This window comes from Streptomyces sp. NPDC085596, from assembly GCF_044541565.1.
GTDB lineage: Bacteria > Actinomycetota > Actinomycetes > Streptomycetales > Streptomycetaceae > Streptomyces.
This window is the reverse complement of sequence record NZ_JBITTC010000002.1, coordinates 491,504-513,106: the sequence shown is the minus strand read 5'-3', so window position 1 is coordinate 513,106 and position 21,603 is coordinate 491,504. Positions and strand designations below refer to the sequence as shown.

The window sequence follows — 21,603 nt, the reverse complement described above, 5'->3', positions numbered from 1 at the left end:
GCTGTCGTACACGCACGGCACGGGCGCCACCGCTCTGCTCGGTGACACCATCGGCGCCAACCTCGCCCGTACGGTGGCCACTTGGCCGGAGCGAGAGGCCCTGGTCGACGTCCCCGCCGGACGGCGCTGGACCTACGCCGAGTTCGCCGCCGACGTCGAGCGGCTGGCGTGCGCGCTGCTCGCCGCCGGGGTGGCCAAGGGTGACCGGGTGGGCGTCTGGGCGGTCAACCGCGCGGAATGGGTGCTCGTCCAGTACGCCACCGCGCAGGTCGGCGCGATCATGGTCAACGTCAACCCGGCCTACCGCACCCACGAGGTCGAGTACGTCCTCCGACAGGCAGGTGTCACGCTGCTGTTCGCCTCCACCGGGCACAAGGGCAGCGACTACCGGGCGATGGTGGACGAAGTACGCCCCAAGTGCCCGCAGTTGACGAGGACGGTGTACTTCGGCGACCCGAGCTGGGACCAGTTCACCGCACTCGGCGTCGAGGTCCCGGAGGAGGAACTGCGCTCCCGCGAGGCCGAGTTGTCCTGCGATGACCCGATCAACATCCAGTACACCTCGGGCACGACAGGCTTCCCGAAGGGCGCCACCCTCTCCCACCACAACATCCTCAACAACGGCTTTTTCGTGGGGGAGTTGGTCGCCTACACCGAGCAGGACCGGATCTGCGTACCCGTCCCGTTCTACCACTGCTTCGGCATGGTCATGGGCAACCTCGCGGCCACCTCCCACGGCGCCTGCATCGTCATCCCGGCCCCGTCCTTCGAGCCCAAGGCCACCCTGGACGCCGTCCAGCGGGAGCGCTGCACCTCGCTGTACGGGGTGCCCACGATGTTCATCGCGGAGCTGAACCTCCCCGAGTTCGCGGAGTACGACCTCTCCACCCTGCGCACCGGCATCATGGCGGGCTCACCCTGCCCGGTGGAGGTGATGAAACGGGTGGTCGCCGAGATGCACATGGCCGAGGTGTCCATCTGCTACGGCATGACGGAGACCTCACCGGTCTCCCTCCAGACCCGCGTCGAGGACGACCTGGAGCATCGCACCGGCACCGTCGGCCGCGTCCTGCCGCATCTGGAGGTCAAGGTCGTCGACCCGGCCACCGGCATCACCCTGCCCCGAGGCGAGGCCGGCGAGCTGTGCACCCGCGGCTACAGCGTCATGCTCGGCTACTGGGAGGAGCCCGCGAAGACCGCCGAGGCCATCGACACCGGCCGCTGGATGCACACCGGCGACCTCGCCGTCATGCGCGAGGACGGCTACGTGGAGATCGTCGGCCGCATCAAGGACATGATCATCCGGGGTGGCGAGAACATCTACCCGCGCGAGATCGAGGAGTTCCTCTACGCCCACCCCAGGATCCGGGACGTCCAGGTGGTCGGTGTACCGCACGAGCGCGACGGCGAGGAGGTCCTCGCCTGTGTCATCCCGCTCGACCCGGCCGACCCGCTCACGCTGGAGGAACTGCGCGCCTTCTGCCGGGACCGGCTGGCCCACTACAAGATCCCGAGCCGGCTCCAGCTCCTGGACGCCTTCCCCATGACGGTGTCGGGCAAGGTCCGCAAGGTCGAGCTGCGCCGGAGCCACGGTTCCTGACGCGCTCGTGGGGCGCGGCCGCCCCCGTGGCCGTACGGCCGGACCGCGCCCCACGAGTCCCCCGTGCGCAAGACCCGCCACCCCCGTCCCGGCGGGACCTCACACCCTCAATCTGCCCGTGCCCGGAGGCGGTTGAAGCCTTCCGGGTGGTCTTCAGAGGTTGATTTGAGGTTGGCCGGGCGACCGGGGCCTCACAGCTCGTGTTCGGACAGCCCCGGCCAGTCCTCCGGGCCGCCGCCCAGCCAGTCGATCAGGTCGCTCTCCTCGACCTCGATCCGGTCCAGGTCGGCCAGGCGCAGGATCTCGATCACATCGTCCAGATGGGAGGCGAGGCCGAGCGTCACCGGCCCCTCGGTGACCCGACGCGAGCCGTCGAGCGCCGGGGGGTGGACCACGATGTGCGGATACCGCGTCGGATCGGCCATGGCTTCAGCGTCCTGCGGATCGAACGGTGCCGCTACTCGGCGGGGGCGAGGCGGGGGCCTGACGCGGGGGCCGAGGCCGGGGGACCGGGGTGGGGGACCGGGGTGGGGCCTGAGGCGGGGGCGGGAATTCGCCCAGGTTTCACCGGGCGCGGCCCCCGGCCCTCTTCCCACGCACCGGCCGGGCTTCTAGCCTCGCGGCGCCCGATGTCCTCCGATGTTCCTCCGACGTCCTCCGCAGAAAGGCGAATCCGCGCATGCGCCACGCCCTCCTACGCGCCGCGAGACGGCTCGGCACCAGATCGGCCGTCACGGCCGTCACCACCGCGCTCGCACTGGCGGCCCCCTTCCCGGCCCTCGCGGCGAGCGGCCCGGAGCGGCTGTCGTCGCTGGTGGACCCGCTGATCGGCTCCGCGAACGGCGGCAACACCTTCCCCGGCGCCACCCTGCCCCAGGGCATGATCGCCTGGTCGCCCACCAGTACCGCGGGCGACCAGACCAGCACGGGAGCGGCCAACGGGTACGCGTACAACACCACCCGGATACGCGGCCTGAGCCTCACCCACGTCAACGGCGCGGGCTGCCACCCCGGCGCGGCCGGCGACATCCCGGTCATGCCGTTCACCGGCGACATCACGTCCTCACCGTCCGCCGACACCAAGGACGCCGTCTACGCGGCGAACTTCTCCCACGCCGACGAGAAGGCCGTACCCGGCCGCTACACCCTCGGTCTCGCCTCCGGCGCCCTGGCCGACCTCGCGGTGAGCAAGCGGGCCGGGGTCGCCGACTTCACCTTCCCCGCTGGCCGCCCGGCGAGCCTGCTCTTCCGCGTCTCCAATTCCCTCAACGGCAGCGAGGACGCGCACATCGACATCGACGCCGCCCACCGCAAGGTGACCGGCTGGGTGCTGACCGGCGCGTTCTGCGGCCGCCGCGCCAACGGCGGGACCAACAACCGCAAGACCTACTACCGGCTGCACTTCAGCGCCACCTTCGACCGTGCCTTCTCCGCCACCGGCACCTGGCACGACGGCACCCTCTCACCGGGCTCCACCACGGCCTCCGGCGGCGAGGGCTACGCCACGGGCGCCGACCGCGCCGGACGCGGCTCCGGCGGCTGGGTCGGCTTCGACACGGCGGCTGACAACGATGTCCACATGCGGATCGGCATCTCCTACGTCAGCCTCGCGGGCGCCGAGGCCAACCTCCGCCACGAGATCCCCGCCCGGGCGGGAGTCGCCGAGGTGGCCGAGGCGGGGGCGCGGGACTGGGACCGCGAGCTGAGCACCGTACGCGCCGAGGGCGGGAGCACGGCCCGGCGTACCGCGTTCTACACCGCGCTCTACCACTCCCTGATGCAGCCCAACCTGATCAGCGACACCGACGGCCGCTACCGGGGCATGGACCAGGCCGTGCACCGGCTGGCGCGCGGGCAGCGGGCGCAGTACAGCAACTTCTCCGGCTGGGACCAGTACCGGGCGCAGATCCAGCTGCTCGCGCTGCTCCGGCCCACCGTGGCGGGCGACTTCGCGCAGTCGCTGTACAACTTCGCCCGCCAGAACGGCGGGGTCTGGGACCGCTGGGTGCACATCAGCGGCGCCACCCACGTGATGACCGGCGACCCGTCCGCCGCCACCCTGGCCACCTTCTACGCCATGGGGGTACGGAACTTCGACTACCGCGGCGCCTACGCCTCCCTCGTCCGCCAGGCCACCGTCCCCACCCCGGACGGCCTCTCCGACGCGGGCTGCCCCGGCCAGTGCGAGGGCCAACGCCCGGGTCTGGCCCAGTACTTGGTCTCGCACTACGCACCCCAGGACGCCTGCCACTGCTGGGGCGGCGCGGCGGAGACCCTGGAGGACGCGGTCGCGGACTTCTCCCTCGCGCAGTGGGCACGCCTGCTCGGCCAGGACCAGGACGCGGAGGTCTTCACCGGCCGCGCGGCCTACTGGCGCAACGTCTTCAACCCCGCCACCGGCCACATCCAGGCCCGCAAGCTCGACGGCACCTGGGTCACGCCCTTCAGCCCGGCGAGCGACCTCGGGTTCGCGCAGGGAACCAGCGCCACCTACACCTGGATGGTGCCGCACGACGTCCAGGGACTCGCCGACGCGATGGGCGGCCGGAGCGCGGCCGCGGCCCGGCTCGACGGCTTCTTCCACAACCCGGACGGCTCCTGGTCCGTACGCGGCGGCGACCCCCTGCGCTACGACCCCACCAACGAGCCCGGCATCCACGCCCCCTGGCTGTACAACGCGCTCGGCGAGCCCTGGAAGACCCAGGCGACGGTGCGCCAGATCCTCGACACCGTCTACGGCACCGGCCCCGCGGGCCTTCCCGGCAACGACGACCTCGGCACCATGTCCGCCTGGTACGTCTTCTCCGCCCTCGGCATCTACCCGCAGACCCCCGGCAGCGCCACCCTGCTGCTCGGCGCCCCGGTGTTCCCGAAGGCGACCGTGGACCGGCCGGGCCGGGCCGACCTCGTCATCACCGCCCCCGAGGCCGACGACACCCACGTCTACATCGGCGCCGTACGCCGTGACGGCCACGCGCTCACCCGCTCCTGGCTCACCCCGGCCCAGGCGCTCTCCGGCGGCAGCCTGGACTTCACCCTGACCACCGCACCCGACACCGGCTGGGCGACGGGGGACCTGCCCGAGTAACGCCGGCTCGCCCCGCGGGACCCCCTCCCGCGGGGTGCCTCCCGGCCGGGTCCCGAAGGCGTCCACTAAGGTCGTACGACCTAGACCTGGGGGCAGAGTTGAGACTGCGAGTGGAGTTCACCACCGAACCCTTCGACCTGGACGTACCGCCCGCGCACGCCGTGGCGGCCCGCGAGGTCGTCGAGGGCGCCGGGCTGGACACCGTGGACGTCGGGCCCTTCGGCACCATGGCCGAGGGCGGCGCGGACGGGGTGCTCACCGCCGTGGACGCGCTGCTGCGGCGGAGCCTGGAAGCCGGGGCGACCCGGATATCCCTCCAGGTCAACGTGGTCGGGGAGGGCGGTAGGTGACCGCCGAGGAGCCCTTCCTCGCGGCCGTGCGACCCCTCGTCGACGCCATGGGCGGGGAGTTGCTCCCGCCGGGCGAGGCGGGCCCCGACGACGTGGTGCTGGCCTGGGAGGGCGTTGACGTCGTCGCCGTACGGCTGCCGCAGCTCGCGGAGTCCCTCGATCACATCCTCGCCGCGCTGGAGCGCCGGGAGGGGCGGCCGCTGGCCGAGCTGGACCGCAAGGCCAAGCAGGAGGTCGTACGGACGCTGGAGGCGCGGGGCGCCTTCGCGGTGCGGCACGGGGTGGAGACCGTGGCCGGGGCGCTCGGCGTCAGCCGGTTCACCATCTACAACTACCTCAACCGGGAGAAGGGCCGCTGAGGAGAAGGTGCGCCGAGCCCAGGCAGCCGTCCGGAGCAGGTAACCCAGAATTTTCAACAAAGTGTTGACGTGCCGTCGCGGTGAGGCGTTAGCTGACGGCACCCCGTCCGGCACGACGGCCCTCGCGGCCACGGAGGCGCCCGTGACTTCGCCCGCCACCCCCCTGGGTCTGGCCCGGTTCAACGCCCTCGGGGACGAGGCCGCGCTCGCCGTCCTGCACGAGGTGTGCGCCTCCACTGCCTGGGGCCGACTGCTCCTCGTCGCCCGCCCGTACGCGACACCCGATGACCTCTACCTCGCCGCCGACGCGGCCCTGGCCGGACTCGGCGCCGACGACCTGGCCGAGGCGATGGCGGGGCACCCGCCGATCGGCCGGCCGAAGCCCGGTGACCCCGCCTCCACGCGCGAGCAGCGCGGCATGGCGGACGCCTCCGACGCCCTGCGCGCGGAGATGCTCGAACTGAACCTCGCCTACCAGGACCGCTTCGGCCATGTCTTCCTGATCTGCGCCACCGGCCTGAACGGCGAGCAGATGCGCGACGCCCTGAAGGAGCGGCTCGGCAACACGCCGGAGCGGGAACGGGAGACCGCCCGCGCCGAACTGGGCAGGATCAACCGCATCCGCCTGGCCCGACTCGCTGCTTGAGGACGCCTGACCCATGACCACCACCGCCTCCGTGTCCACGCACATCCTGGACACCGCCCTCGGCCGCCCCGCCCAGGGCGTCACCGTCCGCCTCTCGGCCCGCACGGGGCCGGGCGCCGACTGGCAGCCCCTCGGCGAGGGAGCCACCGACACCGACGGCCGCTGCCGGGACCTGCCGGCCCCGCCCGAGGGGACCGCCCAGGTACGGCTCGACTTCGCCGTGGAGCCGTACCTGAGCGGGAACGGCGGCGGGTTCTTCCCGGAGGTGACCGTCACCTTCGCCGTCCGGGCCGGGGAGCACTACCACGTCCCGCTGCTGCTCAGCCCGTTCGGCTACTCCGTATACCGAGGGAGCTAGCTTTCATGGCAGAAACGTCCCGCCCGGCCGGGCCCGCGGTCCTGGCGCAGAACCAGTACGGCAAGGCCGAGAACCGGGTCGTCAGGATCACGCGCGACGGCGCCACCCACCACATCAAGGACCTCAACGTCTCCGTCACCCTCGGCGGCGACATGGACGACGTCCACTACTCCGGCTCCAACGCCCATGTGCTGCCGACCGACACCACCAAGAACACGGTGTACGCGTTCGCCAAGGAGCACGGCATCGAGTCCGCCGAGCAGTTCGGCATCCATCTCGCCCGGCACTTCGTGACCTCCCAGGAGGCGATCCGGACGGCCCGCATCCGGATCGAGGAGTACGCCTGGGAGCGGATCGCGCTGCCCGACGCGGCCGACGGCGGGCACTCCTTCGTGCGCAAGGGCCAGGAGGTCCGGCTCACCCAGGTCTCCTACGACGGCACGTCCTGGCAGGTCGTCTCCGGCCTCAAGGACCTGGTGGTGCTGAACTCCACCGACTCCGAGTTCTGGGGCTACGCCAAGGACGAGTACACCACCCTGCCCGAGGCGTACGACCGCGTCCTGGCCACCGAGGTCAGCGCCCGCTGGCGGTACGGCTGGACCGGCGAGGGCGACGCCCCCGACTGGGACGCCTCCTACACCGAGACCCGGCGCCACCTGCTGGAAGCCTTCGCCGGGACGTACTCGTACTCCCTCCAGCAGACCCTGTACGAAATGGGCGCGCGGGTGGTGGGGGAGCGCGGGGAGGTCGACGAGATCCGGCTCTCCCTGCCGAACAAGCACCACTTCCTGGCCGACCTCACGCCCTTCGGGCTGACCAACGACAACGAGGTGTACCTCGCCGCCGACCGGCCCTACGGCCTGATCGAGGCGACCGTCCTCCGCGAGGGCCGCGAGGCGGCGATTCCGGTGGACCTCACCAACCTCTGAGAACTCTTCGAGAGCGAAGGACGAACCGTGGCAGCAGCCGAGCGCATCGTCATCGAGAACTGCGCGATCGCCACCGTGGACGCCGACGACACCGAGTACGCCACGGGACACCTCGTCATCGCGGACGACCGGATCGAGACGGTCGGCGCGGGCCCGGCCCCCGAGGGGCTCACCGGCGTCACCCGCCGTATCGACGCCATCGGGCACCTGGCCACCCCCGGCCTGGTCAACACCCACCACCACTTCTACCAGTGGCTCACCAGGGGCCTGGCCACCGACCACAACCTCTTCGACTGGCTGGTGGCCCTCTACCCGACGTGGGCGCGCATCGACGAGGACATGGTGTCCGCGGGCGCGCGGGGCTCGCTGGCGATGATGGCCCGAGGCGGCGTCACCACCGCGATGGACCACCACTACGTCTACCCGCGCGGCACCGGCGACCTGTCCGGCGCCATCGTGCGCGCCGCCCGCGACACCGGCGTCCGCTTCACCCTGGCCCGCGGCTCGATGGACCGGGGCGAGTCGGACGGCGGACTGCCGCCGGACTTCGCGGTGGAGAGCCTGGACGACGCGCTGGCCGCCACCGAGGCCACCGTCCGCGAACACCACGACCCCTCCTTCGGCGCGCTGACCCAGGTCGCGGTCGCGCCCTGCTCGCCCTTCTCCGTCTCCACCGAACTGATGCGGCAGGGAGCGGAGTTGGCGCGCAGGCTGGGGGGGCGGCTGCACACCCACGGCTCGGAGACGGTGGAGGAGGAGAAGTTCTGCCACGAGCTGTTCGGCATGGGCCCGACCGAGTACTTCGAGTCCACCGGCTGGCTCGGCGAGGACGTGTGGATGGCGCACTGCGTCCACATGAACGACTCCGACATCGCCGCCTTCGCCCGCACCGGCACCGGCGTCGCCCACTGCCCCTCCTCCAACGCCCGGCTGGCCGCCGGGATCGCGCGGGTACCGGACCTGCTGAAGGCGGGCGTGCCGGTCGGCCTGGGCGTGGACGGCACGGCCTCGAACGAGTCCGGCGAACTCCACACCGAGCTGCGCAACGCCCTCCTCGTGGCCCGCCTCGGCCCGCACCGGGAGTCCGCGTTGACCACCCGCCAGGCCCTCCGCCTCGGTACCTACGGCGGCGCCCAAGTCCTGGGCCGAGCACAGGAGATCGGCTCCCTGGAGCCCGGCAAGCTCGCCGACCTGGTCCTGTGGCGCATGGACACCCTGGCCCACGCCTCCATCGCGGACCCGGTGGCGGCGCTGGTCCTCGGGGCGCCTGCCCCGGTCACGGCCTCCTTTGTGGGTGGGCGGCAGATCGTGGCGGACGGGGGACTGCTGCACGTGGACGAGGACGCGATCGCCCGCACCACCCGCGAGCAGGCGCAGCGGCTCGCGCGGAGCTGACCGGGGTCTCACACCCGGCGCGGGGACGCCAGGAGGTGGCGGGTTCGGGTGCGGGCCTCGGTGTACTCGCCGCACTGCCAGCCCGCCGCCTCCAGCGTGGCCGCGTACGGCTGGAGCGCCGGGCCGTACACCGCGACCGCCTCCGGCTGCGGGGTCGCGCGGACGCGGTATCCCGGCGTGTCCGCGCTCTCCGGCTGGTGGCCGGCCGCCTCCAGGGCGAGGGCGGCGGCCCGGACCAGATGGGTGCGCTCCCAGGCGCACGGACGGTCGGTGGCGCTGTCCTGGTTGGTCATGCGGCGCAGCTCCAGGAGGCCCTGCCAGGCGTCGCGCACCTCGCGCGCCCGGGAGGGGCCGGGCGGTATCTCCTCCGCGCCGCCGACCCGCGTGGCGAAGACACCGGCGGGTTCGGGGGCGGCGGGTTCCGGTTCGGTCTCGCGGAGGCGGTGGCCGGCCGGGGTCAGGAAGTGGTCGTGGGGCGGGCGGGGGTGCCGGAAGGCGAGGCCGAGGCGGACCAGGGCGGCGAGCTGGGCGTCCGTGCCCCGCAGCCGCCCGGTGTCGGGATCGGCGCCCTCGATGACACGCTGCTGGGCGGCGGTGGGCGGTCGTGCCATCGCGCTGCTCCCTCCGGTCCGCTGCTGGTCCTCGAAGCGTACGGCCGGGCACTGACAGCCCCCTGCGGAACTACTGCCGGTACCCGCTCAGGAACCGCCCGATCCGGCCGATCGCCGCCTCGAGGTCGTCCGCGTAGGGGAGGGTGAGGATGCGGAAGTGGTCGGGGGTGGGCCAGTTGAAGCCGGTGCCCTGGACGACCTGGATCTTCTCGCGGAGCAGGAGGTCGAGGACGAACTTCTCGTCGTCGTGGATCTTGTGCACCTTGGGATCGAGGCGCGGGAAGGCGTACAGCGCGCCCTTGGGCCGGACGCAGGACACGCCGGGGATCTCGTTCAGCTTCTCCCAGGCCACGTTCCGCTGCTCGTACAGCCGGCCGCCCGGCGCGGTGAGTTCGTGGATGGACTGGCGGCCCCCGAGCGCGGCCTGGATGGCGTACTGGGCGGGCGCGTTGGGGCACAGGCGCATGGAGGCCAGCATGGTCAGGCCCTCCAGATAGCTCTTCGCGTGCTGCTTGGGGCCGGTGACCACCAGCCAGCCGGAGCGGAAGCCCGCCACCCGGTAGGTCTTGGAGAGGCCGCAGAAGGTCAGGACCACCAGGTCGGGGGCGAGCGCGGCGGCCGAGTGATGGACCGCGCCGTCGTAGAGGATCTGGTCGTAGATCTCGTCCGCGAACACCATCAGGCCGTGGCGGCGGGCCAGATCGAGGATGCCCTCGACGACCTCCTTCGGATACACCGCGCCGGTCGGGTTGTTCGGGTTGATGATGACCACGGCCTTGGTGCGGTCGGTGATCTTCGACGCCATGTCGGCCAGGTCGGGCGTCCAGTCGGCCTGCTCGTCGCACAGGTAGTGCACGGCCTTGCCGCCGGCCAGCGTCGTCACCGCCGTCCACAGCGGGAAGTCCGGGGCCGGGATGAGGACCTCGTCGCCGTCCTCCACCAGCGCCTGTACGGCCATGGACACCAGCTCGGAGACGCCGTTGCCCAGGAACACGTCGTCGACGTCCACCTCCAGACCGAGGGCCTGGTAGCGCTGGGCCACCGCCCGGCGGGCCGAGAGGACACCGCGCGAGTCGGTGTAGCCGTGGGCGCGGGGGAGCATCCGGATCATGTCCTGGGTGATCTCCTCCGGCGCCTCGAAACCGAAGAGCGCCGGGTTGCCGGTGTTCAGGCGCAGCACGCTGTGGCCCGCCTCCTCCAGCGCGTCCGCGTGCTCGATCACCGGGCCGCGGATCTCGTAGCAGACCTCGCTGAGCTTGTTCGACTGCCGGAACTCCATGCGCCGCAACCCCTCCGGTAACTGGTGGTACTTGGTTTTACCAAGTGAGAGCTTGGAAAGTCCAACAACATGTCTAGACTGCGTCGCATGCCACCTCGCCGACGCTACGACCAGTACTGCTCCGCGGCCCGCGCCCTCGACCTCGTCGGGGACCGCTGGACCCTGCTGATCGTCCGGGAGCTGCTGGCCGGGCCCCGCCGCTACACCGACCTGCACGCGGATCTGCCCGGCGTGAGCACGGACGTACTCGCCTCCCGGCTCAAGGACATGGAGCGCGACGGACTCACCGGGCGGCGGAAGCTGCCCCCGCCGGGCGCCGCCTACGTGTACGAACTCACCCGGCGCGGACGTGAATTGCTGCCTGTGCTGCACGCCCTGGGGGAGTGGGGGAGCCTCGAACTCGCTGAACTGCGGCCGACCGACGCGGTACGCGCCCACTGGTCCGCGCTGCCTTTGCTGGCCGCGCTGAGCGGGGCGGAGGTGGGTGCCGGAGTGGTCGAAGTCGCCCTGGACGAGGGCGAGTTCCATCTGTACGTCGGCGCGGAGGAGGGGCCGGTGTACGGGCACGGTCCGGCGCCGGCGGCGGTGGACGCCCGGCTGGTGATGGACGCGGCGACCTGCAAGGAGGTGTGCCGTGGTGAGTCCGCGATCACGGACGCGGTCCGGGCGGGACGGGTCACCGTGACGGGTGACGGCGCTCTCGCCAAGGCGCTGCGGGAGGACTGATGACGACGAAGGCCCGCCGGATCGGCGGGCCTTCGTCCGGGTCAGGCGCCCGGTGGGACGTACGTCGGACGGCCCCGGCCCCGGGTCAGCGCGTAGCCGCCGATGCCCGCCAGGGCGGCCAGGACACCGCCGATGGCGGTCCACACCCAGCGGCTGGACCACCAGTGCGACGACCAGCCGTCGTCCGGCTCGATCGCGGAGAGCACGGCCGACTTCGAACCGTCCTTCTCCGCCTCGGACGTGACCGCGATGCCGGGGACGAGCGGCTTGCCCAGCGAGCCGTCCACCGCCGCCGCGCCGCCGATGTTCTCGGAGTCCACGCGCACTTCGGCCCGCACCGGCAGACCGAGGTCGGCGGAGCCGAGGTTCAGCACCGTCAGCCGCGCGTAGTACGTGCCCGGCAGTGGGTCGTTCGCCCACGGCTCGGACCAGGCGCGCACCGTGCGCAGCACACAGGCCAGTTCGACCGAGGCCGTGCCCTGCTCGGCGGTGCGGGTGGCCGCGCCGTACTGGCAGGACTGGTGGCGCCGGAGGCCGTCGTAGACATCGAGCTGCCAGGTCTGCGCGGCGTGCGAACCCGGCAGCTTCACCGTCGCCTTGACGGTGGGGCGCTGACCGGTGTCGGCCGGGAACGACCAGTACAGGTAGTCACCGGTGGACGCGGAGGCGGTGGCCGTCTGGCCCTGCTCCATCTCGGCCGCCGTGCGGAAAGAAGTGCCCGCCTGGGTGGGGGCCTTGCTGTCCGACGACGCGCTCGGGGAGGGGGAGGAGTCGGCCGCGGCAGGTGCGGCGGCCAGGCCCAGCGTCAGCAGGGCCGCGCTCAGCACACGTATCGCACGCATCAGTTCGTCCTCCAGACCGCGACCCGCCAGCGTGACAGCCAGCCCCACAGCAGACCCGCCACGAAGCCGGTCAGTACCAGTGCGCCCAGCAGCCACCAGCCACGGCCGAGGCCGAAGGAAGCCACGTCACCGGCGGCGGAGGGCCCGTCCACCACGTCGACCGTCAGCTCCAGCGGCATACCCGGCGTGGTCTTCACACCGGGGGCGGCCGAGAAGGAGTTGGTCACCTGGAGACAGACCGTCTCCGGGGTCGCGGTGTCGTCGTCGGCCTCGGGCTTCGGGTAGCGCAGGCCGGTGGAGATCGCGTCGGTACGGCCGGTGCCCGCGCCCTCGCCGCGTACGATCTCGCGGCCCTGCTGGGTCACCGCCCGCAGGAGAACACCGTAGTTGGGGTCCGTGGCGCGGTCGTCGGCGACGCTCACCGAGGCGCGCAGCTCCTGGCCGGGCTGGACGTCCACCTTGTACCAGCGCTGCTTGCCGAACTCCTCGCGGTCCGTGTACAGACCGGACTTGAGCACGGGGGCCCCGGCACACGCGTCGGCGCCCTCGGTGGCCACCGGGGTCACCACCGGGTCGGCGGCCCGCTCGACCAACTGGCCGACACGGTCCGTCAGTTCTTCCTTGTGCTGGACGGAGGTGTACGTGCCGCCGGTCGCGTCCGCGATGCAGCTGAGCTGGTCGCGGGTCTTGGCGTCCGGCACCAGGCCCAGGGTGTCGATGGTCAGGCCGATGCCCTTGGCGGCTATCTCGCGGGCCACCTCGCACGGGTCGAGGGGCTGGCAGGTGTCCTCGCCGTCGCTGATCAGGACGATCCGGCGGGTGCCGTCACCGTTCCCGAAGTCGTCGGCCGCCTTCAGCAGCGCCGGGCCGATGGGCGTCCAGCCGGTCGGCGTCAGCGTGGCCACCGCGGTCTTCGCCTCGGTGCGGTCCAGCGGACCGACCGGGTAGAGCTGTTCGGTGTCCTTGCAGCCCGTTCTGCGGTCGTTGCCGCGGTAGTTGGCGCCCAGGGTGCGGATGCCCAGCTCCACCTCCTCGGGTGTCGCGTCGAGCACCTCGTTGAACGCCTGCTTGGCCGCCGCCATCCGGGAGCCGCCGTCGATGTCGCGTGCCCGCATGGAACCGCTGACATCCAGGACGAGTTCGACCTTCGGAGCGGGCTGCGGCTCGGTCTCGTCCGCTGCGGCCCCGCCGGGATACGCGATCCCGGCCGCCAGGGCGGCGAGCAGGGCGCAGACGCCCGCCGCCAGCCGTTGTCTTCTGATCATCGGCGGATCTTATTGATCGTACGTGTCGGGCTCCAAAACGAAGGGGCTGGGGAGTGCCGTCCACAGGTCGCCCGGGGTCTCCGGAGACAGCCTCATCAGGGTCAACGCCTTGACGGGCAGCGGATTTTCACACAGCGCCGTCAGGTCGGGCGTACGGGGCAGATCCGGCAGCGCGGCCCGCAGCGCGGCACCCAGCGCCGGGCCGGAACCCGCCGTCGCGGCGAGCGCACCCCCGACCAGCGAGCCGAACAGCTTGCGGCGCAGGGCGACTTCATCGTCCGTGACGAGACGTCCCGTCAACTCCGGTATGGATACGCCGTTCCGGGCCAGTCGGCCGGGGCTGATACGGATGTCGGCCAGATCGCGGTAGATGAGTCGCAGCGGGGTGTCGTCCGGCGCGAGCACCACCAGGAGGTTCTGGCCGTGCGCCTCCAGCGCGACGCCCAGGTCCAGCAGCCGCAGACCCGCCGTGAGCGCGAGCCGGGTGAACGCGGCCAGCCAGCCCGGGGACCGGGGCAGCGCGGTGGTGGCCAGCGCGGCCACCGGCAGCACCCGCTCACCCGGACCCGCGTACGCCTCGGGCGACTCGCGCAGCAGCACCGCAAGATCCGGCGAGTGGGCCGTGGCCGCGCCCAGCGTGTGCGTGATGTCCAGCAGCCCGTCCATGCGCCCGACCAGCTCCGCCGCGAGCACGGACAGCGCGGCCGACGCCTGAACCGAGTACGCGGAGATGTCCCGCACCGAGGAGGTGAGCCGGGCGCTCAGCGCGGTCTTCACATGCGGTCCGCCGGGCAGCGCCAGCGTGCGCAGCGACATCAGCGGATGCGCCGGACGCCAGGGTGCGCAGGACCGCTTGAGCACATGCGCCGCCTGCCAGGGATGCACCGGCAGCAACAGGTCGGCCCCGGAGCGCAGTTCGTCCGGCCACTCACCCGACACCAGGCACTCACCCGCCGGCACCGCCACCGTGCCCAGCTCCACCACCGGCCGGTGCTCCGGGCCGTACGCCAGCTGGTCGGCCACCGAGAAGCCGGGCCGGGAACGGCAGTTGGGATGGAAGGGATGCCCGTCCACCACCCGCTGCTCCCACTCCCAGTCCCGCTCCGGCCACCCGGCACCCGGCTCCGCCGCCCCGGCGCGGGACAGCGCCAGCGAGGCCACACTGTTCGCCAACTCGGCGGCGAACGCGGCCGCGTGGGGCACAGCGAGGTCCGTTATCAGCCGCGCCGGGTCCGCGTACCGCTCCCGGTCCAGCCGGACCTCGGTGACGCGGTCGCCGGTCGCGTACGGGTCGGAACGCGGGCCGTGCAGCGCCCGTCCGTCCGCCGTCCGTACCGTCAGCCCGTGCGCCCCCGCCGTCCGGGCCGCGATCCACGGCAGCGGCTCGTGCGCCAGCGCCCGCCACAGCCGGGTCAGCACCGCCCCGCGGGCTCCCGGCAGCGCGGCCGTATAGCGGTCGCGCAGGGCGGGCCGTACGGCGGCCAGCTCCTCGGCGACCTCGGCCTCGGCGGTGGGAGAGTGGTACACGGTCGGCTCCTCGGGGACTGGCAGCTCAGGGCACGATTGTCGGATACGGCAGACATACTGAGCACGGTCGGCCCCTCAAGAGCCCGATCAGCACGACGAGAACGAGTGGAACGCGTGGACCTCAAGCCCTCGACCGACGCCGCCGCCCGGCGCGCCGACGCCTACGCTTCGGCGCCGCTGCTGAACTGCCTGCTGCGCGAGGTGGCCCAGCCGGTTCCGGACGCCGGTGCGCGGCCCGTGTACCGGCTGCCCGGCACCGGCCGGCTGCTGCGGGTGCGCCCCGGCCGCCGCCCGGCCGACCCCGAGGTGCGCACGGACGGGGCGTGGCGCCGGGTGACCCACGCCGAGCTGGTCAAACTCGTCGCCGAGGAACTGCGCGGCCACACCGGGCTGCCGGGCGACGACCTGCCCGCCGAGATGCTGGACAGCCGCGACACCGTCGCCGCCCTGCTCGCCGCCCGCGCCCGCACCCTCGCCCCCGAGGACCCGTATCTGCGCTCCGAGCAGTCGCTGATCACCGGCCACCCGCACCACCCGGCGCCCAAGGCGCGCGGCGGCGGCCCGGTCGCGGCGTGGCTGCCGTACGCCCCCGAGGCGCACGCCCGGTTCCCGCTGGTGCTGCTCGGCGTCCGCGAGGACCAGGTCGCCGAGGAGGGCGACACCAGCGCCCTGGACGCCCTCGGCACCGCCCCGCCCGGCTACCGGCTGCTGCCCGCCCACCCCTGGCAGCTGGACCTCCTCGCCCGCGAACTCGCCCCCGCCTTCGAGGACCGGCGTCTGATCCGGCTCGGCACGACCGAGTCCGTGGTCTGGCCCACGGCGGCCGTGCGCACGGTGTACGAGCCCGGCCGCGACCTGTTCCTCAAGTTCAGCCTGGACGTCCGCATCACCAACGACATCCGCCGGCTGTGGCGCCACGACCTGGAGAAACTCGGCCGCACCGACACCGCGGCCCGCGAAGCCTTCGCCGCGATGGAGCCGCCCGCGGCCTGGCTGAGCGACCGGGGCTACCGCACGGCCGCCTTCGCCTTCGAGGAACTCGCCGTCCTGGTCCGCGACGGCCTGCGCGGCCACCTCCTGCCCGGCACCACACCCCTGCTCGCGGCCGGGCTCGCCGAGGGCTTCGACGGCAGCCCGCTCGCCGCCGCGCCTGATCCGGACGCCTGGTGGGCCGCGTATCTCCGCCAGGTCGTCCCGCCCGCGCTCCGCGCCTTCGACGACCACGGGGTCGTGCTGGAGGCGCACCTCCAGAACACCCTGGTCGCCGTCGACGCCTCCGGCACCCCCGTGCAGGCGCTGTTCCGGGACGCCGAGGGCGCCAAGCTGCTGCCCGAGGTGACCCGCGAGGCCGGGTGGGAGCGGCTGGTGTACTGCCTGCTCGTCAACCACCTCACCGAGATCGCCGCCGCCCTCGCCGAACACCACCCCGGCTTCGCCCCCTGGCCCGCCGTCCGCGCCGAGCTGTCCCGCCACCCCCTCCCGGAGATCCCGGCCCTGCTCACCGCGCCCACCCTCCCCGGCAAGACCAACCTCCTGCTGCGCTGGACCGGCGCGGACGGGGCGGACGCCCGCTACCTGCCGCTGCCGAACCCGCTGCGCGAGGGCGAAGGCAGGTAACGGGGACGCGGTCAGGCGTCCGGAGCCTCGGTCACGCCCTTGCAGGCCGGGTTGTTGTCGGCGGTGCCGGGGCTGGCGGCGCCACGTACGGCGTTGTAACGGGCCACGTAGCTCGCGTAGATCGCCGGGTCGTCGACCTTCAGCAGCGCCTCGTCGTTGTTGGTCAGCGCGGGCCCGCTGTAGTTGTGGCTGCCGGTCCACATCACCTTGCGGCCGGTGTCGTCCCCGTACTTGCCCTCGATCAGCAGGAACTTGGAGTGGATGATCTGGCGCTGGGTGGGCTTGGAGATGTCCGGATTGTTCTCGTCGTTGTCGTCGTCGAAGTTCACGCACCGAACGGCCGGCCCGCCGCTGTAGTGCAACGCCTCCCAGGTGCCGGCGCTGCCGGTGGAGTCGGCGCTGTCCATCTCGGTGTAGACGATGTCGACGTTGCACCCGGCGTTCTTCAGCGCCTTGAGCTTGTCGGCGACGGCCTGCCGGGTGATCTTGTACATGCCGACCCGCACCGTGGAGTGCTTGGTGGTGCCGCCCTCGGTGTAGGTGCAGCCGACGTTGTCCAGCACGTTGACGATCGTGTCGCCAGGTCGCGGATCATCCTTCGGACGCGGGAAGAAGTAGTACGTGTACGGGCTGTGCGGGGTGGGGGTCAGATAGGCCCAGTCGGCCGCGTTCTTCGCCTTCAGCTTGGCGAAGTAGGTGGTGTACGCCTGGTACACGCCCTGGTCGTCCTGGACGACCATCGCGTCGTTCCAGAACTTGGAGTAGTTGGAGGGCGTGAGGTTCGACGACGACTGGATGACGGTGGAGGAGGCGCCGTTGTTCACGTCGTAGATCAGGAACTTGTTGTGGTTGATCGACGGCTTCACCGTGGAGTTGCAGGCGTGGTTGGTCCCGCAAAGCGTCGCGAAGGAGGCGGCCGAGGTGTCCGTGCCGAGGGCGGCGGCCAGCAGGGGGTAGCTGGTGCCGTCACCCTCGCTGGAGGTCTCGGTGCTGTCCATGATCACCTGGACGTTCACCCCGCGGTCGTGCGCGTCGGCCATGGCCTGCGCCACGGTCGGGTCCCACAGGTGGTACATCGCCATCTTGAGGGTGGAGCCCGGTACGGCGTTCTGTATGACGTTCAGGAACTGGGTGCGTATCGCCTCCTTCTCCGCCTGGCTGCTGTTCGGACCGGGAACGTTGAAGACGGGCCCGCTCCCCGCCGCGAAAGCGGGGGTGACACCGCCCGTGGCGTTCAGCCCGGCGGTCAGCAGCGTCACCGCCAGGACCGTACCCGCTCGCCGCACTCCGCCGACTCTGCCACCGCGCATGTGAACTCCCTTGTGAATAAACGGTGATCGAACGAGTCGTGATCTTGGCAGAGCGGTACGGGCATTTCCAGGGTCGGGAGGGAGCCAGCGCGATCGCATAACCTGGGTGAATGCTGACCGAGGTCACCGCAACCCGCTACATCGAGCCACTGCGCTCCGGCGGCTCCGTACCCGGAGTCGTCGAGGCCGACGACCTGGGGACCTACGTCGTCAAGTTCACCGGCTCCGCGCAGGGCCGCAAGGCGCTCGTCGCCGAGGTGATCGTCGGCGAGCTGGCCCGCGCCCTGGGCCTGCGCTTCCCCGAGCTGGTCCTCGTGCACTTCGACCCTGCCGTGGCCGCCGACGAACCGCACCAGGAGGTGCGCGAGCTGCACGGTGCCAGCGCGGGCGTCAACCTCGGCATGGACTATCTGCCGGGCGCCCGCGACCTCACCCCCGAGATCGCCCGGCACTTCCCCGTGGACCCGCTGGAGGCGGGCCGGATCGTCTGGCTGGACGCGCTCACCGCCAACGTGGACCGCACCGTCCACAGCTCCAACCTCATGGTCTGGCCCACCTTCGGCATCGCGCCCCCGCGCCTGTGGCTCATCGACCACGGCGCCGCCCTCGTCTTCCACCACCGCTGGGACACCACCGACCCCGGCCGGAAGTACGACTTCCGCCACCACGCCCTCGGCCAGTACGGCCCCGACGTGCGCGCCGCCGACGCCGAGCTGGCCCCGAAGGTCACCGAGGAGCTGCTGCGCGGCATCCTCGCCGAGGTGCCCGACGCCTGGCTCGCCGACGACCCCGCCTTCGCCACCCCGGACGCGGCCCGCGCCGCCTACGTCGACCATCTGCTGGCCCGCGCCCGGCTCTCCGCCGAGTGGCTGCCCACCGACTTCCCCGACCGCGCGGAACTCGCCGCCGAGGAGGCCGCCCGTGCCGAGCGGTCCCAGCGGGGGCGGCCGGACTGGCTCAAGCGGGTCCCCGACCTGCACGGCCGCCCGCCGGCGGAACAGGACTGGTCGGTACACCTGGGATGAAGGGATCTTTGTGAGTCACCGCGTCGAGATCGAGTACTGCACCCAGTGCCGCTGGCTGCCCCGCGCGGCCTGGCTGGCGCAGGAGCTGCTCACCACCTTCGAGACCGAGCTGGAGGCGCTCGCGCTCAAGCCCGGCACCGGCGGCGTCTTCGTCGTCCGGGTGGACGGCGAGCCCGTCTGGGACCGCCGTGAGCAGGGCTTTCCCGAGCCCACGGCGGTCAAGCGCCTGGTACGCGACCGGGTCGCGCCGGAGCGGTCCCTCGGCCACTCCGACAAACTCGGCCACTCCGACGAATGAGCGCGCTCAGCCGGTGAGGTGCCGGTAGGCCGGAAGAGTGAGGAAGTCGGCGTACTCCTCGTCCAGCGCCACCGTCAGCAGCAGGTCGTGCGCCTCCTGCCAGTGCCCGGCCGCGAACGCCTCCGCGCCGATCTCCGCGCGCACCGCCGCCAGCTCGGCCGCGGCCAGCGAACGGGCCAGCTCGGGGGTGGCGCGCTCACCGTTCTCGAACTCGACGCCCGCGTTGATCCACTGCCAGATCTGCGAGCGGGAGATCTCGGCGGTGGCCGCGTCCTCCATCAGGTTGAAGATGGCCACCGCGCCGAGCCCGCGCAGCCACGCCTCGATGTACCGGATGCCGACCCGCACCGCGTTGACCAGCCCGGCGTACGTCGGCTTCGCGTCCAGTGAGCCGATGTCGATCAGGTCCGCCGCCTTGACGTGGACGTCCTCGCGCAGCCGGTCCTTCTGGTGCGGCCGGTCGCCGAGCACCTTGTCGAAGGACTCCATGGCGATCGGCACCAGGTCCGGGTGGGCCACCCAGGAGCCGTCGAAACCGTCGGCCGCCTCGCGGTCCTTGTCCGCCCGCACCTTCTCGAACGCCACCTTGTTGACCTCGGCGTCCTTGCGCGACGGGATGAAGGCAGCCATCCCGCCGATCGCGTGCGCGCCCCGCTTGTGGCAGGTACGGACGAGGAGTTCGGTGTACGCGCGCATGAACGGCGCCGTCATCGTCACCAGATTGCGGTCCGGCAGCACGAACTCCGGCCCGCCGTCACGGAAGTTCTTCACGATGGAGAACAGATAGTCCCAGCGGCCCGCGTTCAACCCCGAGGCGTGGTCGCGGAGTTCGTAGAGGATCTCCTCCATCTCGTAGGCGGCCGTGATCGTCTCGATCAGTACGGTGGCCCGTACGGTGCCCTGAGGGATGCCGAGTTGATCCTGCGCGAAGACGAACACGTCGTTCCACAAGCGGGCTTCGAGGTGGGACTCGGTCTTCGGCAGGTAGAAGTACGGGCCCTTGCCCAGCTCCAGCAGGCGGGCGGCGTTGTGGAAGAAGTACAGGCCGAAGTCGACCAGGGCGCCCGGAATCGGTGTCCCGTCGGGGCCCACGAGATGCCGCTCGTCCAGATGCCAGCCGCGCGGACGCATCACGACCGTCGCCAGCTCCTCCTGCGGGCGCAGCGCGTACGACTTGCCGCTGCGGGCGTCGGTGAAGTCGACACGGCCGGCGTAGGCGTCGGTCAGGTTCAGCTGGCCGAGGATCACGTTCTCCCAGGTGGGGGAGGAGGCGTCCTCGAAGTCGGCGAGCCACACCCGGGCACCGGAGTTGAGCGCGTTGACCGTCATCTTGCGGTCGGCCGGTCCGGTGATCTCCACCCGGCGGTCCTCCAGCGCGGGCGGCGCCGGGGCCACCCGCCAGGAGTCGTCGGCCCGTACATCAGCCGTCTCGGGGAGGAAGTCCAGCGTGCCGGTGCGGGCGATCTCCGCGCGGCGCTCGGCGCGGCGGGCCAGGAGTTCGTTCCGGCGCGGGGTGAACCGCCGGTGCAGCTCCGCGAGGAAGTCCAGCGCCGGGCCGGTGAGGACCTCCTCCTGCCGGGGGAGCGGCTCGGCGTCGACGACGACCGGCGGGGACGCGGGTGCGGACATGAGCGGTCACTTCCTCCGTGGCGGGCTGGTCGGACTGGGCAGCGTAATTTCCTGATCGCCGAACCTCAATGGGCCCCGCCGGGGCGCAGCCTGCCGAGGTCGGCCCCGGTGTCGATGTCGTACGGCTCGGCCACGTCCCCGCACTCCACGAGCCGGATCTCGGCGGAGTGCTGCCGCAGATAGTCGCGGGCACCCCGGTCGCCCTCTGCGGTCGCGGCCACTTTGGGCCAGTGAGCGGCGCCGAGCAGCACCGGATGGCCGCGCTTGCCGTCGTAAGCGGCCGACACGAGGGAGGTCTCGTCGGAGAACGCGGCCAGCACCCGGGCGTGCGCCTCGGGGCCGATGCCGGGCTGATCGACCAGGCTCACCAGAGCGCCGCGCGCATCCGTACCCGCGAGGGAGCGAAGCCCGGCGCGCAGGGAGGAGCCCATCCCTTCGGCCCAGTCGGGGTTGTCCACGAGCACGCATCCGCTCAACTCGGCTTGTGCGCGCACCTCTTCGGCCCCCGCTCCGAGCACCACGTGCACGCGGGCACACCCGGCCTCCCACAGGGCGCGGGCCGCCCGCTCGACCAGCAGGGTCCCGTCGTGCCGCAGCAGCGCCTTGGGTCGCCCACCGAGCCTCCGCCCGCCTCCGGCGGCGAGCAGGAGCCCGGCGACTTGGGGGTGGCGGGGGGCTTGGCCGGGTGTCATGAGACCAGCATGCCGGGACGAGCCCGTGTGAGGTGCGGCAACACCTGCGGCCGATCC

The 21,603-nt window shown here is 72.1% G+C and carries 21 protein-coding genes; 12 read left to right on the top strand and 9 right to left on the bottom strand.

Annotated elements, in window-relative coordinates:
* Nucleotide 1: 1 nt before the first annotated feature.
* Complete coding sequence (locus ACIGA3_RS07975; protein ID WP_399712497.1) at nucleotides 2-1,600, top strand: AMP-binding protein; 1,599 nt, start codon at nucleotides 2-4, stop codon at nucleotides 1,598-1,600.
* Nucleotides 1,601-1,791: 191 nt separating this feature from the next.
* On the opposite strand, the gene ACIGA3_RS07970 is transcribed toward ACIGA3_RS07975, so the two are convergent.
* The gene (locus ACIGA3_RS07970) at nucleotides 1,792-2,025 is read right to left on the bottom strand and encodes a hypothetical protein (protein WP_399711634.1); all 234 of its coding nucleotides are present in this window, start codon (nucleotides 2,023-2,025) and stop codon (nucleotides 1,792-1,794) included.
* A gap of 254 nt (nucleotides 2,026-2,279) precedes the next feature.
* Here ACIGA3_RS07970 and ACIGA3_RS07965 point away from each other — a divergent pair, with 254 nt between their 5' ends.
* The 7 genes from ACIGA3_RS07965 to ACIGA3_RS07935 all read left to right on the top strand — a co-directional run bounded on the left by ACIGA3_RS07965 (nucleotide 2,280) and on the right by ACIGA3_RS07935 (nucleotide 8,725).
* Nucleotides 2,280-4,688, top strand: a complete 2,409-nt coding sequence (locus tag ACIGA3_RS07965; protein WP_399711632.1) for a GH92 family glycosyl hydrolase — start codon at nucleotides 2,280-2,282, stop codon at nucleotides 4,686-4,688.
* 98 nt (nucleotides 4,689-4,786) lie between these two features.
* Nucleotides 4,787-5,038 carry a hypothetical protein gene (locus tag ACIGA3_RS07960; protein WP_399711630.1) on the top strand — a complete coding sequence of 84 codons (252 nt, stop codon included), beginning with the start codon at nucleotides 4,787-4,789 and terminating at the stop codon, nucleotides 5,036-5,038.
* A gap of 47 nt (nucleotides 5,039-5,085) precedes the next feature.
* Nucleotides 5,086-5,397, top strand: coding sequence for a helix-turn-helix domain-containing protein (locus ACIGA3_RS07955; RefSeq protein WP_399712494.1), 312 nt, complete (start codon nucleotides 5,086-5,088; stop codon nucleotides 5,395-5,397).
* Between the two features lie 142 nt (nucleotides 5,398-5,539).
* The gene (gene uraD / locus ACIGA3_RS07950; RefSeq protein WP_399711628.1) at nucleotides 5,540-6,043 is read left to right on the top strand and encodes a 2-oxo-4-hydroxy-4-carboxy-5-ureidoimidazoline decarboxylase; all 504 of its coding nucleotides are present in this window, start codon (nucleotides 5,540-5,542) and stop codon (nucleotides 6,041-6,043) included.
* A 13-nt stretch (nucleotides 6,044-6,056) separates the two neighbouring features.
* Nucleotides 6,057-6,401, top strand: a complete 345-nt coding sequence (gene uraH, locus ACIGA3_RS07945) for a hydroxyisourate hydrolase (RefSeq protein WP_399711626.1) — start codon at nucleotides 6,057-6,059, stop codon at nucleotides 6,399-6,401.
* A gap of 5 nt (nucleotides 6,402-6,406) precedes the next feature.
* On the top strand, nucleotides 6,407-7,330 hold the full coding sequence (gene pucL, locus ACIGA3_RS07940; RefSeq protein ID WP_399711624.1) for a factor-independent urate hydroxylase: 924 nt from the start codon (nucleotides 6,407-6,409) through the stop codon (nucleotides 7,328-7,330).
* Nucleotides 7,331-7,357: 27 nt separating this feature from the next.
* Nucleotides 7,358-8,725, top strand: a complete 1,368-nt coding sequence (locus tag ACIGA3_RS07935; protein WP_399711622.1) for an 8-oxoguanine deaminase — start codon at nucleotides 7,358-7,360, stop codon at nucleotides 8,723-8,725.
* Nucleotides 8,726-8,733: 8 nt separating this feature from the next.
* Here the strand turns inward: ACIGA3_RS07935 and ACIGA3_RS07930 are convergent, their stop codons facing one another.
* Nucleotides 8,734-9,336 carry a hypothetical protein gene (locus ACIGA3_RS07930; protein WP_399711620.1) on the bottom strand — a complete coding sequence of 201 codons (603 nt, stop codon included), beginning with the start codon at nucleotides 9,334-9,336 and terminating at the stop codon, nucleotides 8,734-8,736.
* A 70-nt stretch (nucleotides 9,337-9,406) separates the two neighbouring features.
* Nucleotides 9,407-10,615: a pyridoxal phosphate-dependent aminotransferase gene (locus ACIGA3_RS07925; protein ID WP_399711618.1), complete on the bottom strand. Its 1,209-nt coding sequence runs from the start codon at nucleotides 10,613-10,615 to the stop codon at nucleotides 9,407-9,409.
* An 87-nt stretch (nucleotides 10,616-10,702) separates the two neighbouring features.
* Between ACIGA3_RS07925 and ACIGA3_RS07920 the strand changes: the two genes are divergently transcribed.
* Nucleotides 10,703-11,341 (top strand): winged helix-turn-helix transcriptional regulator, encoded by a 639-nt coding sequence (locus ACIGA3_RS07920; protein ID WP_399711616.1) that lies wholly within the window; start codon nucleotides 10,703-10,705, stop codon nucleotides 11,339-11,341.
* A 41-nt stretch (nucleotides 11,342-11,382) separates the two neighbouring features.
* Here ACIGA3_RS07920 and ACIGA3_RS07915 read toward each other — a convergent pair whose 3' ends face one another.
* From ACIGA3_RS07915 to ACIGA3_RS07905, 3 genes are read right to left on the bottom strand one after another with little or no spacing between them, the layout of a single operon-like run.
* Complete coding sequence (locus tag ACIGA3_RS07915) at nucleotides 11,383-12,183, bottom strand: hypothetical protein (RefSeq protein WP_399711615.1); 801 nt, start codon at nucleotides 12,181-12,183, stop codon at nucleotides 11,383-11,385.
* A complete protein-coding gene (locus ACIGA3_RS07910; protein WP_399711613.1) occupies nucleotides 12,183-13,448 on the bottom strand; it encodes a VWA domain-containing protein in 1,266 nt (421 codons plus the stop codon). The genes ACIGA3_RS07915 and ACIGA3_RS07910 overlap by 1 nt, the downstream gene beginning before the upstream one ends.
* A 9-nt stretch (nucleotides 13,449-13,457) precedes the next feature.
* Nucleotides 13,458-14,975, bottom strand: coding sequence for an IucA/IucC family protein (locus ACIGA3_RS07905; protein ID WP_399711611.1), 1,518 nt, complete (start codon nucleotides 14,973-14,975; stop codon nucleotides 13,458-13,460).
* A 105-nt stretch (nucleotides 14,976-15,080) separates the two neighbouring features.
* Between ACIGA3_RS07905 and ACIGA3_RS07900 the strand changes: the two genes are divergently transcribed.
* A complete protein-coding gene (locus ACIGA3_RS07900; RefSeq protein WP_399711609.1) occupies nucleotides 15,081-16,592 on the top strand; it encodes an IucA/IucC family protein in 1,512 nt (503 codons plus the stop codon).
* An 11-nt stretch (nucleotides 16,593-16,603) separates the two neighbouring features.
* Here ACIGA3_RS07900 and ACIGA3_RS07895 read toward each other — a convergent pair whose 3' ends face one another.
* Nucleotides 16,604-17,902 (bottom strand): phospholipase D-like domain-containing protein, encoded by a 1,299-nt coding sequence (locus ACIGA3_RS07895; RefSeq protein WP_399711607.1) that lies wholly within the window; start codon nucleotides 17,900-17,902, stop codon nucleotides 16,604-16,606.
* A 110-nt stretch (nucleotides 17,903-18,012) separates the two neighbouring features.
* Between ACIGA3_RS07895 and ACIGA3_RS07890 the strand changes: the two genes are divergently transcribed.
* Complete coding sequence (locus tag ACIGA3_RS07890; protein WP_399711605.1) at nucleotides 18,013-18,927, top strand: HipA family kinase; 915 nt, start codon at nucleotides 18,013-18,015, stop codon at nucleotides 18,925-18,927.
* Nucleotides 18,928-18,937: 10 nt separating this feature from the next.
* A complete protein-coding gene (locus ACIGA3_RS07885) occupies nucleotides 18,938-19,225 on the top strand; it encodes a SelT/SelW/SelH family protein (RefSeq protein WP_399711603.1) in 288 nt (95 codons plus the stop codon).
* Between the two features lie 6 nt (nucleotides 19,226-19,231).
* On the opposite strand, the gene aceB is transcribed toward ACIGA3_RS07885, so the two are convergent.
* Both aceB and ACIGA3_RS07875 read right to left on the bottom strand, forming a co-directional pair.
* On the bottom strand, nucleotides 19,232-20,854 hold the full coding sequence (aceB, locus tag ACIGA3_RS07880; RefSeq protein WP_399711601.1) for a malate synthase A: 1,623 nt from the start codon (nucleotides 20,852-20,854) through the stop codon (nucleotides 19,232-19,234).
* 65 nt (nucleotides 20,855-20,919) lie between these two features.
* Nucleotides 20,920-21,546 (bottom strand): NTP transferase domain-containing protein, encoded by a 627-nt coding sequence (locus ACIGA3_RS07875; RefSeq protein ID WP_399711599.1) that lies wholly within the window; start codon nucleotides 21,544-21,546, stop codon nucleotides 20,920-20,922.
* Nucleotides 21,547-21,603 lie beyond the last annotated feature (57 nt).

What these genes read in the sequence shown, in the direction of transcription:
- ACIGA3_RS07930 (WP_399711620.1), bottom strand. Translation starts at nt 9,336, where the DNA reads ATGGCACGACCGCCCACCGCCGCCCAGCAGCGTGTCATCGAGGGCGCC.
- pucL (WP_399711624.1), top strand. Translation starts at nt 6,407, where the DNA reads ATGGCAGAAACGTCCCGCCCGGCCGGGCCCGCGGTCCTGGCGCAGAAC.
- ACIGA3_RS07920 (WP_399711616.1), top strand. Translation starts at nt 10,703, where the DNA reads ATGCCACCTCGCCGACGCTACGACCAGTACTGCTCCGCGGCCCGCGCC.
- ACIGA3_RS07955 (WP_399712494.1), top strand. Translation starts at nt 5,086, where the DNA reads ATGGGCGGGGAGTTGCTCCCGCCGGGCGAGGCGGGCCCCGACGACGTG.
- ACIGA3_RS07895 (WP_399711607.1), bottom strand. Translation starts at nt 17,902, where the DNA reads ATGCGCGGTGGCAGAGTCGGCGGAGTGCGGCGAGCGGGTACGGTCCTG.
- ACIGA3_RS07925 (WP_399711618.1), bottom strand. Translation starts at nt 10,615, where the DNA reads ATGGAGTTCCGGCAGTCGAACAAGCTCAGCGAGGTCTGCTACGAGATC.
- ACIGA3_RS07875 (WP_399711599.1), bottom strand. Translation starts at nt 21,546, where the DNA reads ATGACACCCGGCCAAGCCCCCCGCCACCCCCAAGTCGCCGGGCTCCTG.
- ACIGA3_RS07890 (WP_399711605.1), top strand. Translation starts at nt 18,013, where the DNA reads ATGCTGACCGAGGTCACCGCAACCCGCTACATCGAGCCACTGCGCTCC.
- ACIGA3_RS07970 (WP_399711634.1), bottom strand. Translation starts at nt 2,025, where the DNA reads ATGGCCGATCCGACGCGGTATCCGCACATCGTGGTCCACCCCCCGGCG.
- ACIGA3_RS07910 (WP_399711613.1), bottom strand. Translation starts at nt 13,448, where the DNA reads ATGATCAGAAGACAACGGCTGGCGGCGGGCGTCTGCGCCCTGCTCGCC.
- uraH (WP_399711626.1), top strand. Translation starts at nt 6,057, where the DNA reads ATGACCACCACCGCCTCCGTGTCCACGCACATCCTGGACACCGCCCTC.
- ACIGA3_RS07915 (WP_399711615.1), bottom strand. Translation starts at nt 12,183, where the DNA reads ATGCGTGCGATACGTGTGCTGAGCGCGGCCCTGCTGACGCTGGGCCTG.
- ACIGA3_RS07965 (WP_399711632.1), top strand. Translation starts at nt 2,280, where the DNA reads ATGCGCCACGCCCTCCTACGCGCCGCGAGACGGCTCGGCACCAGATCG.
- aceB (WP_399711601.1), bottom strand. Translation starts at nt 20,854, where the DNA reads ATGTCCGCACCCGCGTCCCCGCCGGTCGTCGTCGACGCCGAGCCGCTC.